14 protein-coding genes and 4 tRNA genes are annotated in these 14960 nt (G+C 41.4%); 14 read left to right on the top strand and 4 right to left on the bottom strand.

The genetic code is table 11. From position 1 onward, the window contains the following. Nucleotides 1-6 precede the first annotated feature (6 nt). From LRM44_RS02490 to LRM44_RS02470, 5 genes are all read left to right on the top strand, one after another. The gene (locus LRM44_RS02490; RefSeq protein ID WP_129745405.1) at nucleotides 7-690 is read left to right on the top strand and encodes a tetratricopeptide repeat protein; all 684 of its coding nucleotides are present in this window, start codon (nucleotides 7-9) and stop codon (nucleotides 688-690) included. Nucleotides 691-733: 43 nt separating this feature from the next. Beyond that, nucleotides 734-810, top strand: a tRNA-Thr gene (locus LRM44_RS02485). Nucleotides 811-816: 6 nt separating this feature from the next. After that, a tRNA-Tyr gene (locus tag LRM44_RS02480) sits at nucleotides 817-901 on the top strand. 93 nt (nucleotides 902-994) lie between these two features. After that, nucleotides 995-1282 carry a hypothetical protein gene (locus tag LRM44_RS02475; RefSeq protein ID WP_243803631.1) on the top strand — a complete coding sequence of 96 codons (288 nt, stop codon included), beginning with the start codon at nucleotides 995-997 and terminating at the stop codon, nucleotides 1280-1282. A gap of 47 nt (nucleotides 1283-1329) precedes the next feature. Next, a tRNA-Thr gene (locus LRM44_RS02470) sits at nucleotides 1330-1405 on the top strand. Between the two features lie 36 nt (nucleotides 1406-1441). Here LRM44_RS02470 and LRM44_RS02465 read toward each other — a convergent pair. Together LRM44_RS02465 and LRM44_RS02460 are read right to left on the bottom strand one after the other, a co-directional pair. Further along, nucleotides 1442-2407 (bottom strand): hypothetical protein, encoded by a 966-nt coding sequence (locus LRM44_RS02465; protein ID WP_243803630.1) that lies wholly within the window; start codon nucleotides 2405-2407, stop codon nucleotides 1442-1444. 7 nt (nucleotides 2408-2414) lie between these two features. Further along, entirely contained in the window at nucleotides 2415-6683 is a 4269-nt protein-coding gene (locus LRM44_RS02460) for a DEAD/DEAH box helicase family protein (RefSeq protein ID WP_243803629.1), read from the bottom strand. Nucleotides 6684-6792: 109 nt separating this feature from the next. Between LRM44_RS02460 and LRM44_RS02455 the strand changes: the two genes are divergently transcribed. Both LRM44_RS02455 and rpmG read left to right on the top strand, forming a co-directional pair. Beyond that, entirely contained in the window at nucleotides 6793-7917 is a 1125-nt protein-coding gene (locus LRM44_RS02455) for an ADP-ribosylglycohydrolase family protein (RefSeq protein ID WP_243803628.1), read from the top strand. 129 nt (nucleotides 7918-8046) lie between these two features. Beyond that, nucleotides 8047-8265 carry a 50S ribosomal protein L33 gene (rpmG, locus tag LRM44_RS02450; RefSeq protein ID WP_129632843.1) on the top strand — a complete coding sequence of 73 codons (219 nt, stop codon included), beginning with the start codon at nucleotides 8047-8049 and terminating at the stop codon, nucleotides 8263-8265. 66 nt (nucleotides 8266-8331) lie between these two features. Here rpmG and LRM44_RS02445 read toward each other — a convergent pair whose 3' ends face one another. After that, complete coding sequence (locus LRM44_RS02445) at nucleotides 8332-9534, bottom strand: glycoside hydrolase family 57 protein (RefSeq protein ID WP_243803627.1); 1203 nt, start codon at nucleotides 9532-9534, stop codon at nucleotides 8332-8334. Further along, nucleotides 9531-10733: a glycosyltransferase family 4 protein gene (locus LRM44_RS02440; RefSeq protein WP_243803626.1), complete on the bottom strand. Its 1203-nt coding sequence runs from the start codon at nucleotides 10731-10733 to the stop codon at nucleotides 9531-9533. Before LRM44_RS02440 ends, LRM44_RS02445 begins: the two co-directional genes overlap by 4 nt. A 127-nt stretch (nucleotides 10734-10860) precedes the next feature. Here LRM44_RS02440 and LRM44_RS02435 point away from each other — a divergent pair. The 7 genes from LRM44_RS02435 to rplK all read left to right on the top strand — a co-directional run bounded on the left by LRM44_RS02435 (nucleotide 10861) and on the right by rplK (nucleotide 14929). Next, a tRNA-Trp gene (locus LRM44_RS02435) sits at nucleotides 10861-10937 on the top strand. A 60-nt stretch (nucleotides 10938-10997) separates the two neighbouring features. Beyond that, on the top strand, nucleotides 10998-11540 hold the full coding sequence (locus LRM44_RS02430; RefSeq protein ID WP_243803625.1) for a P-loop nucleotide/nucleoside kinase family protein: 543 nt from the start codon (nucleotides 10998-11000) through the stop codon (nucleotides 11538-11540). A 2-nt stretch (nucleotides 11541-11542) separates the two neighbouring features. Next, on the top strand, nucleotides 11543-12235 hold the full coding sequence (locus tag LRM44_RS02425; RefSeq protein WP_243803624.1) for a YgjP-like metallopeptidase domain-containing protein: 693 nt from the start codon (nucleotides 11543-11545) through the stop codon (nucleotides 12233-12235). A gap of 30 nt (nucleotides 12236-12265) precedes the next feature. Beyond that, nucleotides 12266-13462, top strand: a complete 1197-nt coding sequence (locus tag LRM44_RS02420; protein WP_243803623.1) for an ATP-binding protein — start codon at nucleotides 12266-12268, stop codon at nucleotides 13460-13462. A gap of 89 nt (nucleotides 13463-13551) precedes the next feature. Then, nucleotides 13552-13881 carry a preprotein translocase subunit SecE gene (secE, locus tag LRM44_RS02415; RefSeq protein WP_129634978.1) on the top strand — a complete coding sequence of 110 codons (330 nt, stop codon included), beginning with the start codon at nucleotides 13552-13554 and terminating at the stop codon, nucleotides 13879-13881. A 10-nt stretch (nucleotides 13882-13891) separates the two neighbouring features. After that, nucleotides 13892-14437, top strand: a complete 546-nt coding sequence (nusG, locus tag LRM44_RS02410) for a transcription termination/antitermination protein NusG (RefSeq protein ID WP_129632621.1) — start codon at nucleotides 13892-13894, stop codon at nucleotides 14435-14437. Nucleotides 14438-14503: 66 nt separating this feature from the next. Beyond that, a complete protein-coding gene (rplK, locus tag LRM44_RS02405) occupies nucleotides 14504-14929 on the top strand; it encodes a 50S ribosomal protein L11 (RefSeq protein ID WP_129632624.1) in 426 nt (141 codons plus the stop codon). The last annotated feature ends 31 nt before the right edge of the window (nucleotides 14930-14960 follow it).

Below are 14960 nucleotides of genomic sequence, written 5' to 3'. Positions count from 1 at the left end.
ATAGATATGTTTGGATTACTCCTCATTCTGATTTTAATGATTTGGGCGATTTTTTATCATCCGTCAATCAAAGAAACTGGCGATTTGCCAACTAAGATTACTAATAAACTTGATCAATTATGGGAAATTGCCCAGGAATCAATTCGTGAGAATAAATATTTGCGAGCGGAAAAGGCTTTATTGACAATTTTGCGAGTCGACGAGAAAAACGCCACGGCATACAATCGTTTAGGAATTTTATACGCCAAGCAGCGCGCATATAAAGACGCTATCGAGTGTTTTGAGATTGCCCAGAGTTTGGAGCCAAGTGCTTCCAGCCTTCATAACGTCGGCTTAATTTACTATGAAACAGAGAATTACGAAAAGGCGTCGCTAGCATTTGAGCAAGCACTGGAAATGGAAGATGATTTGGCGGCACGCTACATCGCTTACGCTAAGGTTCAGGAAAAAATAGGAAACACAAAGAAGGTTATCAACGCCCTAGAAAAAGCTGTCGAATTAGAGCCGATTCCTCAGACATTGAAGATTTTAGCGGAAGCGTATGACAATGCTGGACAGACCGAGCTGGCTGAAGAATTGCGTAAGAAAGCCACAAAAATGCTAACTCCGACGACATCATCAAAGAAAGCTGACGCGCCACGTCCACGCCAACAGCGCAAAATACATCAACCACGAAAAATAGTTATGTAAACTCTTGTCACAGAGAGAAAAAATTGATAAAATAAATTCAGTTGCCGCTTTAGCTCAGTTGGCTAGAGCAACGGTTTTGTAAACCGTAGGTCCTCGGTTCGAGCCCGAGAAGCGGCTCCACATCACGCTGGAATCGTGTAGTGGCAATCACAGGAGACTGTAAATCTCCCGCCGTAAGGCTTCGTAGGTTCGAGTCCTACTTCCAGCACCAAATTTGAAACATCGTCGCCTTCTTCGGGCGACTTTTTTGATAGTACAAAGTAGTAATATTGACTTTTATAAGCATATGTGCTATTATATGGGTATGTTTGAATTTACAAAATCTATTCTGACACTATGGAATAGCGAAAAAAACCAACGATTGAAATTACAGTACGCCTACATCATGTTGGCCATAATTGGGCTGGCTGTAGCGGGATTATTGACATTATTTAACGCTTCATCAGCGCACTTGGCGGCATCAGCTTCAGGAATATTGTTCGTTACATTCTTAGTCAATAGCATAGCGTGGGGAATAGTAGAGGCATTTGTCACGCCAAAACTGCCAAAAGAAGCCGGCACGCCAGCCAAAAAATCCACTCGTAAAAAATAACTCAGTTGATTAAATACGGCTTAATATGCTAAAATTAAGCCTGTTACGCCGCGATAGCTCAGTTGGTAGAGCGCATCCATGGTAAGGATGAGGTCTCGGGTTCAAGCCCCGATCGTGGCTCCACATGAAACACGGATTCGCAGAGATGCGGATCTTTTTTTATTTCGCCTTCATTAAGTTTATAAATTTAACTGTTTTTCCTTTTTCCCAATCCATAATAAAGACATATTTGCCATTATGCTTAAAGTGATCGTTATTTTTACACCCAGCACACTCATTCTTAATAATCTTTGGAGATTCGCCCCATAATTTGATCATAGGGGGAATTTCTTTTTCTATCACTTCATGGCGACAACTCATCGGTATCACGTTTTTAATTCCGTCCATCTGGAAAATGTTCCAAGAAATAATTTCCGCAACCCGTAATAACATTTCCATTTTTTCTTTTGATATTTTCCTGTCAAGATTTATCTTATCGTTAGGGAATTTATCATTCCAGTAGTCGATGAAAGTGTATAAAAGATTCTCTCTGGCTAGAAGAAGATTATCACCTTGCCATTCATATCCGTAAGAGCATTGAAAAGCAACAACCGCCCATTCCAACCACTCTTCCTTATCATTACAATACGAACCGACAACCTGAAGTTTACGGTCTAAAAATCCCACTCTGTCAGACAGTTTCAATACTTTTTTCCCGCTGGCGGCATTGTATCGACCGACTATAAACGGCGCCTCACCACAGGTTATCTCCAGACGAAGTTCTTTGACGTAATCCTTCCAATTACTCTCGTCTGCAGGCCAGTTTCCTGAACTCCAGTCTATCTGTCTATTCATCTGGCTGACAATATTCTTTGGCGTAAAAACCTCAGCCTTATCCTTTGTGCGGCTTTTTTGCTCTTCCTTTGATTTGGCAATCCTGGGCTGTATCAAATATGTATTTGACCCCGTGATGTCTAAAATCGATATTTCTTGCTTTGGATTATGACCGACGTAAGAGTCGGTAGCCCACAAGATATTATGCGATTTTCGCTTCGTCGTCCGCGTCCTGTCCAGTAAAAGAACATCCAACAAGTCGCCGTGGCGGCGAATGGTGTTTTCAAGAATGTCAACTTGCTTCAACTGCATTATTGCTCTACTGGCGCGAAATATTTATAATATTTGATTCACTGCAGGGTTGAATGTTATTAAAAACAAAATCTTGAATATCCTGGGGAATATCATACTTTTTCATCAGACATCTGTCTATTTCGTCAATTGATAAACACCACCATTTTTCAGAAAAGTCCTGAACTGGCACAGCACCCCATGATGTAGTTGAATGTTGACTATGCTTATTTAGATATAAAAGTGCTCTAACAAATTTTGTATTTATATACTTTGCAAGATTCCAGGCAGACTCCTCATCGTCATACCCTCCTTGTTCTTGAAAAGTTTCAGTACAGGCTTCATTCGGTCCAGCTACGATAACATTAGCATAGGCACCACCTAAAAATGGCGAACTCGCAGACCAATTTCCCCATGCATAAGGTACGAATACCTTATATTTTGACAATTGATTATCTAAACTAGGAAACGGATAATCATGCGGTACATAAAATACCTTCCCCTTGGATGAATATAATCTTATATCTGTTTTGCTCATTCTTTTATCATGTATATCAGGCAATCCATATTTTGAAGAATCCCTGATAACGTCGGTGCGCAAGCCATACGGCTTGAGCACCGACGTTATCGTTTGCATTGACAAAAACCCAGAAAATGATTGAATTTTTTCAGCCAGGTCTATAATTTCTTGAGGTTTTTTAATATCCAATTTACTTATAGGAAGAAGTCTTTTTATCGGATTTTCTCCATTTTCAAATACCAACTGTCTTCCATCTAGACCATTGTTGTATCCTTTTTTCCATAATATTATGTTTGTCCACTTTGCCCCAGAAACACCAGGAAACGCATCTTCTATATTATCTATTTTTACTATCTGCCTATCTCTTTTTACGCTTTCTTTATTCATCTTTCGCAGATTATTAGCATCCTTAGGCTCCTGCCATCCAACAGGGAAGATCATGCAAGATACATCAGCAATCTTTATGGATGCTGTCCAGAAATCTGGATAAATCTGCTGACGATTCTCTCCCTGATACGGCGGATTTCCAACTACTGCTGTAAATTTCATGTTTAACGTCTCTCCCTTTTTAAACGCGTCAGTTAAATCTAATTGCTTAAGATTGCTATCATCAATACCCGAAAATGTCCCGTAAATGTACTTGCGTGCGATATTGTAGATAATATTCGTTGGCGCAAATCCATAAAGTTGCTTCTCAAGGATGTGTTTTACTCTTTCCGATTTGTCTGGTATTTTACTCTCAAGTCCTCTATTTAACCTCTTTGCTATTTCCGTAAGATACAATCCACTCTTTACATATAAATCCGCAAATGTCGTATTTGGATCTTCAAATATGCCAGGATTATTTTCTTCCAACAAATCAAGCATTTTATTCACAACTCCCCTCGGCGTAAAAATCTGATTTGTTTTTAACGGGCGAATGTAAGAGAAAATGTCTTCTTTGGCGCCAGGGGAGAGGTAATCTGCAATTTCCTGTCGCTTCTCTTCAAACTCTCGAATGGCGGCGTTAAATGTATAGCGATTAAAAAATCCTTCGAATGTTTCGCCGGTTTCTGGATTTGTCCATGGGCCGCGAATTTTACGGAAGTCGTCTTTTGTAAATGGCTCACTGTCTTTTTCTGTGAATAATTCCTCAAAATCCTTGTCAGAAACAGTATCCTCGATGTTATCTAATGTGATTTTATCTACATCTGTACTGGCAGCCATAATAAATGAAGGAATAGCGCGAGTAAATGTACGCAATTTCCTCCTAATTTGGTCCATTTCAGATTTTTCTTCTTTTTCGTACTTATCCTCTTCTTTATGAATGACGGTATCGTTAGGGAGATCTTTCTCAATTATATTCGCCAGACTATCCGTTAACTTATCCTGAGCTATTCTGTCTGCTATATCGCCAGACACAAACTCTTCTGCCGCTTCTTTAACCTTTTCGTAGAGTCCACTTTTAATATTGTCAAGCTCTGTCTTTGAAGGAGAATAGGAGGAATCTTTATATTTCTCAAGGGGCTCAGATATTTCAGACATGCAGTCAGCGATAATTTTTTCAACGATCTCATCTGCCTCCATATCCGAATCAACCGCAGACAACACAATATCCTGCATTCTTGAAGTGTAAACCTTATTACCGAGTAGTTTATCCTTATTTACAGATATTCTGTGGTCTCGATTCTTTTTACGATCTGGGTCGTGTTGAACTTCTTCGCTTTTAGTCTGCTTATCAGTGTCGCTAGTCGAAGGAGCCTTATTCAGTGCCGCAATCACCTCAGAAGGAATATTAAAGACGTTGTTAATGTTTACAAATAGCAAATTAGTAACAAAACCGCGGTTAACAACCTCCTTCGCGACGATGGCTTTAGGGAAAGTCAAAACTTGCTCTGCATCCAATTCGATCATCTTGCCGGATTCATCTTCCGCTAAGACAGGGAAGTAGTTCAGCAATTCTGCTACGTTCTGCTCTCTGATTTTTTCTGTAGCTTCACCTCTCGCTACGTCCGCCAATAGACTATTGGCAAACTTGTCATAAACTTTAAGCACGCGATTCGGCGAAAAATCAAAGACATAAGCCGACTTTTTACGGCAGGGGTTGCCGTTATTATCTATAAATTCATATGGGTTCTGAGAACGAAATATTGCCTGCATATACAACGATTCAGATTTAATATCAGACAGCATAAGCACAGCAGACCACTCTTTAATGGTAACTCCAGTTGTCAATTGCCCGACAGATAAGGTTATGGTGCGGTCATTCTCCTTGATGGTCTTTTTAACCCTACTCAGAGCTTTCTCGTTAGCTGCAGTATCCTTCATTTCATCTTCAGATGAATTACCGTCAGACTGAGATCTTCCATTGCCCGCAGCAAGCACTATTTTATATTCACTAAATACTGGGTGATGGCGCAACATTTTCTCCATAGCCTTCGCTGAAGCAACACGGTTTCCTACCAACCAAAACGTGTGTTTTAACTGGTCTCTTAACTCAGGAGTTGAGAATGGATATTTTTCATTTGAAGTTAATTGATTTAAGAATGTTGAAATATCATCCTCATGAATAAACTTGCCGCTTGCGTCTGTTGCAAACATTTCATTCAACTCAAAAGCATAATCGATATTTTCATCATCCATCTCCATGCCTTTTTCAAGCCGATCAGAGATAATATCAGACATCTTGTAGGTAAACAATCTCATATCTGGCAAATTAACGTGATCACCCGAATCGTCCAAGTTCTTCAGTTCTTCTTGCTTAGCTTTTTGCTCATCAATATAAGTCCAGTTAAATATCTGATTGTCCTTAAAATGTCCATCCGCTATTGCCTTAAATGGCGTCCCAGATAAGTGTAGCGTGAACCTGCGTTTAATTTTCTCAAAAGCTTCATTAGTTCTGTCTGTATCAACGCCCTCATGAGCCTCATCTATAATCAACAAATCCCAGTTCAGATCCGCCACCCATTTTAATTTGTTGTGCGGTCCACCAAAAACCTTGCCACCCTTTAAGTCCTGTAGACTTAAGAAAGTTATCTGTTTATCCTCACTTGATGAATTGGTTTTATTGATAAAATCATCCCTAGACAAAGTTTCACGCTCTTTCAATGAATCCGCGGTCGAAATAAAATAATATCCGTCAATAAATTTATCGAAATCATCAAACCACGAATTAGCGATTGCTGGACGATTAGTAACTATCAAAACATTCTTAGCATTGAATTTTTTTGCAAAATCGTAAGAAGAGAGAGTTTTACCAAAACGCGGTTTTGCGTTCCATAAAAATTCCGCTTCTTTATTTGGCGAAGAAAAATCTGTAGTCTGGTGAGATTCTGCATAAGCAAGGGTTTGAGAAACGGCACGTTCTTGCTCCTTTCTCAACTTATACGGACTTTTCTCGGAAGATCGACTGAATAAATTGCCATTAGCGTAATCATCAAACAATTCTTTAGATTTTTCTGGCGTACCATTGAAGTAAAACCACTCTTCACCTAATCCGCCATCGTCCTGTTTTTTACTCTTCTTGATTCCATTCTTTATGTAATATTTGTGAAGATCTTTGTCCTTGAAGAATTCGTGAGTTGCGTTAGAAAAAGAACTAGCACTCCACAATTTCTCATATCGCAATTTTACAGCCGCAGTCTTAGTCTGTTCTAATATTCGCGAATCAACGTCTTTACGTTCTGTATATCCGACTTTTTGCCAACCTTTATTTGCTGGAATATCTGGCAGAGTATAAGAGTATATTTGAGGATAAATCCTCTTTGTGGTTTTTATTATTTTCTTATCATCATTCATAAATATCCTCCGCAGTCACTAAGTGAGTAACCTTTCTGATAATTATACTATAAAACGACCACTAAAAGTTTGGCTAATGATATAATCTTAACAAGGTTAGGAGGGTGTTATGACGAAACAATCGATAGAGCAGAGAATTGATAAAGTGCGCGGGTCAATGTTGGGCGGGGCAATTGGCGATGCGCTCGGCTATCAAATAGAGTTTGAGCGCGACATAGTGCCGAGATCAACGACTCGATTTACGGATGGAATTGGTATAATTTCGGACGATACGCAGATGACGCTATTTACAGCTTGCGGACTTTTATGGCGATCTACGCGACTTCAAACGCGTGGCATAGCGCCGCTTCCGTCGAGGGCGATATATTTGGCATATTTGGATTGGCTTGATACGCAACAAAAAGCTGGACAGGTCGAGCACACGCCAGTAGCTTGGATAAAAAATATTCCAGAGTTAAACGCCGTGCGAAGTCCAGGAATGACGTGCCTTGATTCACTTTCCTCGGGAGAGATGGGAACATTAGAAAGCGGTCTCAATGGCAGTAAAGGTTGCGGCGGGGTTATGCGAATTGCGCCAATTGCCCTGTATTGCAAAGAAGACGTTGTCGGTGAAATTTCCGCCAAATCTTGCGCGCTGACTCACGGACATCCTCTGGCAATTCTTTCTGCGTATGCGCTGGGATATATAATTTATTATGCACTGGACGGAAAATCGATAGAAGAAGCTGTGCAAATCGCAATCCAGAAAATGAACGACTGGACTACCGAGAAGGTTTATGGAGATCAAGATCCTTTTGAGATTGGTTGTGATAGCGAAAAAGCTGAGCTGACCAAACTGTTTAATAACGCCGTTCGCTTAGCCAAATCTGACGTTGAAGATCAAGAGGCCCTTTATCAACTCGGAGAGGGTTGGGTAGCCGAAGAGTCGGTTGCGATTGCTATTTATTGCTCGATCAAGTATCAAGATGATTTTGAGGAGGCGATCATTGCGGCGGCAAATCACGACGGAGATTCGGACTCAACGGCGGCAATAACTGGAAATATCGTTGGGGCGAGGGTCGGCTATAAAAACATACCGGATTATTACAAAGATAATATTGAACTCAAGGACGTAATATTGGAGCTTGCGGATGATATGGCAAAAAATATGCCGCTTAAAAAGATTGACGGCAGGCACCTTGAGCCGACAGACGAATGGCTGGATAAATATTTGTACTTGGAAAAGAAAGATTAGAGTCCGGCGCGCCTTATCAATTGGCGAAGTAAGTATGAAAATTAGTAAAATCTGATATGGTACTAGCATTTTCACTTCACCCATGCTATAATTAGTCAAGACGTTTTATAAAATCTAACGAGTAAAGAGATGGCAAAGAAGAATACGAAACGAAAGCTGATTGGTTTGGTGAGTAACTTGAGCAACCACCGAACTTACTATACTACTGTTAACACCCAGAACCGCACCACAAAAGGTCAGGGTAAATTGACACTACGTAAGTACGACCCGATTGCAAAGCAACATGCTACTTACACTGAGACTAAGAAAAACCTTGGTCGCAACGAAGTTAAAGCTCGTAAAAGCTAATTTAACAGGATTACACAGAAACTCCCTCGCATTCAGAGGGAGTTTTTATTTGGCAAGAATGTTTGGCTATTTCCTCAATCGAGATTTCATATCACGAATGGTATTCATATAGTAAAGAAAAGCGTCGTATGGCGAATCATACGGGCTAAAATAAGCGTGGACGTCGCCATCGGTGAAATTCTTCGTTCCCATGTAATAGAAGTGATCTGAAGTTTGCAACTTTCGCCAATCGCTAATTAAACCTTCGTCTTTGCTATTCAAGACCTCATCTTCAAGCTCATAGACATATCGCAAAGCTTCTTTCTGCAGACTGTTTCCGTTCCAAGCCGTCAAGTCCCGCTCGGCGTCCGCCCACGTTACAGGCGACGGCATACTTATTTCACCAGCAGGCGCATTCGCGTCTAATGCTTCGCTAACGGTATAGAAGGTATTGCCACTAGCACTCAGCCATTTATCAACAAACTTCTCAAAGAAGCCGAAAATCCCAGATTCCGCCCATTGATGTTCGCCGAAAGTTTCATAGTCCATAAACAAGTTAAGTAGCGGCGCGTAACGAACAGAATCCTCCACCCACGTATTAAACTTGTCCGCGGTCAGCGGCCATTCATTCCATTTTCGATCACTAAACCTAAACGCCAAATCATCGCTCAATCGATAATTCTTAAGTAGCAATCCAATTTTCTTCGTGCCTCTTGGGCGATATACATAATTCGGACTGCGCCAATTCAAAATCGGATCCCAGCCTTCAGCCAACACGCCCTTGAAACCATCCTGCTCAGCCCATTTTGCCAAGTCATCGCTATATGCCAATTCTGTATTTGCCAAAACTCGCGTTTCCGCACCAAAAATCTCACGAATCTTCCAGCGGTGAAGCTCAACTTGACGCTCGAATTCCTTGCGCGAATAGAAAAACGCCAGACTGTGATGATACGGACTTGATAAGATTTCTACTTGACCAGTTTTTGCTAAGCGCTTGAAGCTCTCCAAAACCTCAGGATTAAACCTTTCGGCTTGCTCTAAAAACGTTCCGCTAAAACTCAGCGAGATCTTAAAATCAGGATATTTTTTCAATAATTTTTCAAGCAAAGCATTCATCGGTAAATACGACTTTTCTGCAACTTTTTGGAATATTTTTTGATTGTCCTGATCTGGATTTTGACCGCCAGAAAAATAATTATGCTTCCAAGCCACGTCAAATATACTATACTCGCGTATTCGCCACGGTTGGTGCACGTGTAGATATAAAACTATTCCTTTATTTTTATTCATGCCAGCGCTCCTTTATACAGTTTCAGACATTTTCTAGCGGCATCTTGCCAGGAAATTCTCGCGTATTCATTCTTAACGTTTTTCTTCAAAGATTTCTGTAAAGCAGGCGATTCAGCGATATTAACAATTTCATCCGCCAATTTATTTACGTCCCAATAATCAAACCGCATAATATTATTCAGAACCTCGCCGACACCAGATTGACGACTAATAAGTAACGCCGTGTCATGATGCGCCGCCTCCAAAGCAGTTAAACCAAATGGCTCAGAAACCGAACTCATCACAAAAACATCAATCAAACAGTAAATATCTCGCCACTGTTTTCCGCGCACAAATCCCGTAAAAATCATCTTATCGCTAATCCCTAAATCTGCCGCCAGTTCAATCAGTTCATCTCTTTGCTCGCCATTTCCAGATAAAACAAAAACAATTTTCTCATATTTATCAAGCGCCTTCGCTGCAGCTCGCACAAAATACGTCAAACCTTTCTGAACCGTGAGTCGCGTCAACGCGCCAACAACCGTATAGCCATCCTTTTTCAACTCCTCCAAATATCTGTAAGTACTGGCGTCATACTCATGTGGCGGCAAATCAGCCAAATCAATCGCGTTATAAACCACCTCAATTTTCTCTGGCGGAATGTGATAATTCTTAACAATTATTTCCTTCGTAATTTCACTAACGGCGATTATCCGATCAGCCATCAGCAAGCCTTGTTGCTCAATTTCGTGAACCAGAGGATTTCCGGACTGCTCGCCAGAACGGTCAAATTCCGTCGCGTGAACATGCACAATTAGCGGCGCGCCCGTCATTTCCTTAGCAATTATTCCAGCTTCCATCGTCAACCAATCATGCGCGTGAATCGCGTCGGGCTGATGATTTTTTACAAACTTCCGAACATATTTACCGTAACGCCTCTGTACGGCACGCATCGGTGAAAGACCGTACTCGTCCTTAGCGTTCTCACGATCTTCCTCCGAACCGTTATTATACGCACCCAAATCGTGATAATTCGGCGGCAAAGGAGTAGCTGAATAGATATTCATATAGTCAATTCCGGGATGCTCAGCGGTGTAGGGAATGATAAAGTCGATATCAACGCCCTCCAAAGCAAGCGCCTTCGACATCTGATAGCAAGCAACGCCAAGTCCGCCACTATTGTGCGGAGGAAGTTCCCACCCAAGCATTAAAATTTTCATCTCTGAGTTAATTGTAGAACTACGCTTATGTTTTTTCAAGGGATTTTGGGATCTTTTTCACGAGTTTTTTATTTTTCACAATTTTAACATTTGCGACAAAGCTAATTCGTGATAAAATAGTTGCTATAGGAGTGTAGCTCAGGTGGCTAGAGCACTGGTCTCCAAAACCAGGTGTCGGGGGTTCGAGTCCCTCCACTCCTGCCAAGATTCTCGCTTGAAAGAGAATCTTTTTTATTAGTCAAAAATCTGCTATAATTTTTCAATATGAAACCTTTATCACCTTCACTTCCGCATATTATCGCCATGGTTGGTGCGCCAGGTTCAGGGAAGACGCAATTCGCTGTAGAATTTGCGAAGATTTTCAATTCTCCAGTGGTAAGTTCTCGACAATTTGAAGTTTTTACGGACAATACAAAAACCATTTCTGACGCAACATTGTCGCTTTTGGAAGAATTTTTGAAGACTAAGCAGACTGTTATTTTGGACGGATCAACGGATCAGCGCACGAATCGTATGCGTATCAATCGCCTTGCCAGGGAATATGGATATAAAGTCCTATTTGTTTGGGTACAAACCGATCCCACCACAGCCAAACATCGCTGGATAAAGGCTTATGGTGGAAATGACGAATCTTTCGAGCGACGATTGAAGCAATTCTCAGCGCCGCACAGCAGCGAATCTTACGTTGTGATTAGCGGTCGACACACCTTAAGTAGCCAAGCTCGCACCGTTCTTAAGCAAATTGGTGCCAGCCGCCCAGAAGCTCCACGCCGCCCAATTGCCGGAAATCGCATTAACATAGGTTAGTCATGGCAATTATTACCGACGAAGAATTCGGAGAAATTGTCGTTAAAAAACGCAGCCTAGCGAAGACTGTTAGTTTGAAAATTGCGCCAGATGGACGAATACAAATCACAATGCCGCCATATGCGCCGCTGCTGACTGCAAAGACATTGGTTAAAACCTCCCGGAAGCAAATACGCGAATTAGTTTCTCAATACCGAGAAGAACTTTCTTACACGGAGAATCAGCAGATCGGCAAAAGTCATAATTTATTGATACAAACGACCACGAAACCTTCGAGCGTGAAAATCGTCGGAACGCAGATATTGGCAGAAATAAATGAAGCAGAATCTGTTGAATCTACCACAAACCAACAACTTATTCGCAGTAAAATTCTGATCGCACTCAGAAAAGAAGCCAAGTCATATCTGCCGAGGCGATTGTCATTTTTAGCGAAAGAACACGGCTTTTCTTTTGCTCGAAGTAAAATCACGCACTCGTCAAGTCGCTGGGGAAGCTGCTCTTCATCTGGAACGATTAGCTTGAACATCGGGATGATGAACTTGCCATTTGAGCTAATTGATTACGTAATTATCCACGAATTGTGCCACACCAGGCATATGAATCACTCGACGAAATTCTGGGACGAAGTTGCCAAATTTGATCCGCATTATAAAATCCACCGAAATGAATTGAAAAAATATTCGCCATACATATAGAAACGCATATGCTTATGTTATACTTTAGCTATGTGGGCGCTAATTTTTCTATTGATCACTCTGAGTGTTGCTTTAGGTGTTATAGCTATTGTTTTACATAAAATATTGTCGGAAATTAGCGATAAATCTGATTGTAAGAAAAACCATAAAAAAAGCTTCAGTGAACACCAAAGAATGATCACGCTTATCAATAATATTACCGACGCGATCCTCAGTACGGACGAGCATGGAATTATCAATACATACAATTCGGCGGCACTTAATTTAATTGACACGAATAGCGGAATTAACGGCGAACATATCAGTCAAGTATTGAACCTTGAAACGACGGATAAAAAGCCGATTGACATTTTTAAGGAACTCACCAAGTCTTCCGCAATTCGCCAGCGCGACGACGTTCTGATGAAAATCGAAGATGGCGATTATATTCGCCTGGAAGTTACGCTTGCGCCAGTTCAGGGCGGCGACAAGATGACGCCGGACGGATATGTGCTTATTTTGCGCGACATTACGAAGACGAAGAGCCTCGAAGAGGAGCGCGATGAGTTTATCAGCGTAGTTAGTCACGAATTACGCACGCCAATTGCTATTGCTGAAGGTTCGCTGAGCAACGCCAAATTACTGGTCGAGCGTAAAATGACTAGCAAAATTCCCGAAGCCATTGACGAATCTCATAAACAAATTTTATTCTTAGCGCGAATGATCAACGACCTCAGTACGTTATCACGCGCCGAGCGAGGAGTAGCCGATGAAACGGAAATAATTGACGTGACAGAGTTGGCGGCTCAGATAAATTCCGAATATTCACCTCAGGCGGGCGAAAAAGGCTTAGCTTTCAATTTGGATATCGGCGGGCGACTTGGCGTGGTTAAGGTTTCTCGTCTATATCTGGAGGAAATTCTCCAAAACTTCATTACCAACTCTATTCGATATACACAAAAAGGCTCCATAACTTTATCCATCAAGAAAAATAAATCTGGCGAAATCACCTTCAAGGTTATTGACACGGGAATTGGCATTAGCAAAGCCGACATGGCAAAAATTTTCGATAAGTTTTACCGCGCAGAAGATTATAGAACTCGCGAGACGAAAGGCACGGGATTAGGTCTATATGTTTCCGCTAAGTTGGCGAAGAAATTGGGCTGCAAAATTGAGGTAGAAAGCCGATTGAACCACGGATCGACGTTCGGATTCAAACTAAAAGAGTTCAAAAAAAATGACAAATAATATTCGGTCAACTTGTTTTTTTGGACTGGATGAATTACAATGGCTATTGACAGTCTGTGAAAAACAGACTTTTTAAATTGGGAGAAAATATGGCACAGAAGGGCAAGGCAAGCAGCAAAACTACGGTTCGTCGAATCAAGGCTACTGACGACGCGCCAAAAAAAGAAAAAACTGTAGCGAAAAAAATCAATAAACCAACAAAAATCACCACAAAAACACCTAAAAAGTCTGGCGAAAAAGGTGGATTGATTGGATATTTTAAGGGCGCCTGGGAAGAGCTGAAGCTAGTTCGCTGGCCAACCCGCTCAGCCACTTGGGCAATGACAGCGGCAGTGCTTATCTTCACCTTTGTGTTTGTCGTTCTGATTTTATTACTTGACGCCGCATTTAACTGGGGCTTTAACCAAATTTTGAAGTAAGGGAGAGATTATGAGTTCAAAACGATATGACGATAGCAAGCAATGGTATGCAATTCACACTTATTCTGGCTATGAAGAAAAAGTTGCCGAATCAATCCGCCAGCGAATCAACGGTGTCGATATGGCTGATAAGATTTTTGACGTTATCGTGCCAAAGGAAAAACAGATCCAAATTCGCAACGGCAAACGTAAAATTGTTGAGGCTAAAATTTTCCAGGGCTATGTCTTGGTTGAGATGAAATTGACCGATGAAACTTGGTACATCATCCGCAACACGCCAGGTGTAACAGGATTCGTAGGCGCCGACACTACGCCAACTCCAGTTTCTGAAAAAGAGATTGCGAAAATTAAGAAGCGAATGGGCGTTGAAGAACCAAAGCATCAGATTGACTTCTCAGAGGGCGAAGTTGTTTCAATTATCGACGGTCCGTTCAAGGGCTTTGATGGCGCAGTGAGCGAAATTGACGCATCTAAGGGTACTTTGAAGGTTATGGTCAGCATGTTTGGCCGTGACACTCCAGTCGAGTTGGACGCCCTGCAGGTTAAAAAAGTTTAGCTTGCAATTTTAAGCATTTTTCGATATAATATTCGAGTTACGCACTACAAACTATAAGGAAGAACTATGGCAAAGAAAATTATTGGTAATTTGAAATTACGCATTCCAGCCGGTCGAGCAACAGCAGGTCCTCCAGTGGGATCAACGCTTGGTCAGTGGGGATTAAACATGATGGACTTTATCAATCCATTCAATGATGCTACAAAAGACATGATGGGTAAGGACGTAATTGTTCACATTCAAGTTTACGAAGACCGAACATTTACTTGGAACTCACTTGGTCAGCCAGTTGACGATATGATTCGCGAAAAAGCTGGCATCCAAAAGGGTAGCGGCAAACCACACTCAGACAAGGTTGGTAAGATTACTCGCGCACAATTGCAAGAAATCGCTGAAGCGAAAAAAGACCAATTGAACGCAATCGACATCGAAGGAGCAATGAAAGTTATCGCCGGATCAGCACGATCAATGGGCGTTGAAGTCGTCGACTAATCTACAGAACTTTTAGCAAATAGCCCCGGAC

It is taken from the genome of Candidatus Nanosynbacter sp. HMT-352 (assembly GCF_022819385.1).
In the GTDB taxonomy this organism is placed as follows: Bacteria; Patescibacteriota; Saccharimonadia; order Saccharimonadales; family Saccharimonadaceae; genus Nanosynbacter.
Note: the sequence above shows the minus strand (reverse complement) of the source record. Positions and strands in the feature narration are given on the sequence as shown.

Bases quoted from the DNA above. Each gene is read 5' to 3' on its own strand.
- LRM44_RS02425 (WP_243803624.1), top strand. From the start codon at position 11,543: ATGGCAATTATTACCGACGAAGAATTCGGAGAAATTGTCGTTAAAAAA.
- secE (WP_129634978.1), top strand. From the start codon at position 13,552: ATGGCACAGAAGGGCAAGGCAAGCAGCAAAACTACGGTTCGTCGAATC.
- LRM44_RS02455 (WP_243803628.1), top strand. From the start codon at position 6,793: ATGACGAAACAATCGATAGAGCAGAGAATTGATAAAGTGCGCGGGTCA.
- rplK (WP_129632624.1), top strand. From the start codon at position 14,504: ATGGCAAAGAAAATTATTGGTAATTTGAAATTACGCATTCCAGCCGGT.
- LRM44_RS02440 (WP_243803626.1), bottom strand. From the start codon at position 10,733: ATGAAAATTTTAATGCTTGGGTGGGAACTTCCTCCGCACAATAGTGGC.
- rpmG (WP_129632843.1), top strand. From the start codon at position 8,047: ATGGCAAAGAAGAATACGAAACGAAAGCTGATTGGTTTGGTGAGTAAC.
- LRM44_RS02445 (WP_243803627.1), bottom strand. From the start codon at position 9,534: ATGAATAAAAATAAAGGAATAGTTTTATATCTACACGTGCACCAACCG.
- LRM44_RS02475 (WP_243803631.1), top strand. From the start codon at position 995: ATGTTTGAATTTACAAAATCTATTCTGACACTATGGAATAGCGAAAAA.
- nusG (WP_129632621.1), top strand. From the start codon at position 13,892: ATGAGTTCAAAACGATATGACGATAGCAAGCAATGGTATGCAATTCAC.
- LRM44_RS02490 (WP_129745405.1), top strand. From the start codon at position 7: ATGTTTGGATTACTCCTCATTCTGATTTTAATGATTTGGGCGATTTTT.
- LRM44_RS02465 (WP_243803630.1), bottom strand. From the start codon at position 2,407: ATGCAGTTGAAGCAAGTTGACATTCTTGAAAACACCATTCGCCGCCAC.
- LRM44_RS02420 (WP_243803623.1), top strand. From the start codon at position 12,266: ATGTGGGCGCTAATTTTTCTATTGATCACTCTGAGTGTTGCTTTAGGT.
- LRM44_RS02430 (WP_243803625.1), top strand. From the start codon at position 10,998: ATGAAACCTTTATCACCTTCACTTCCGCATATTATCGCCATGGTTGGT.
- LRM44_RS02460 (WP_243803629.1), bottom strand. From the start codon at position 6,683: ATGAATGATGATAAGAAAATAATAAAAACCACAAAGAGGATTTATCCT.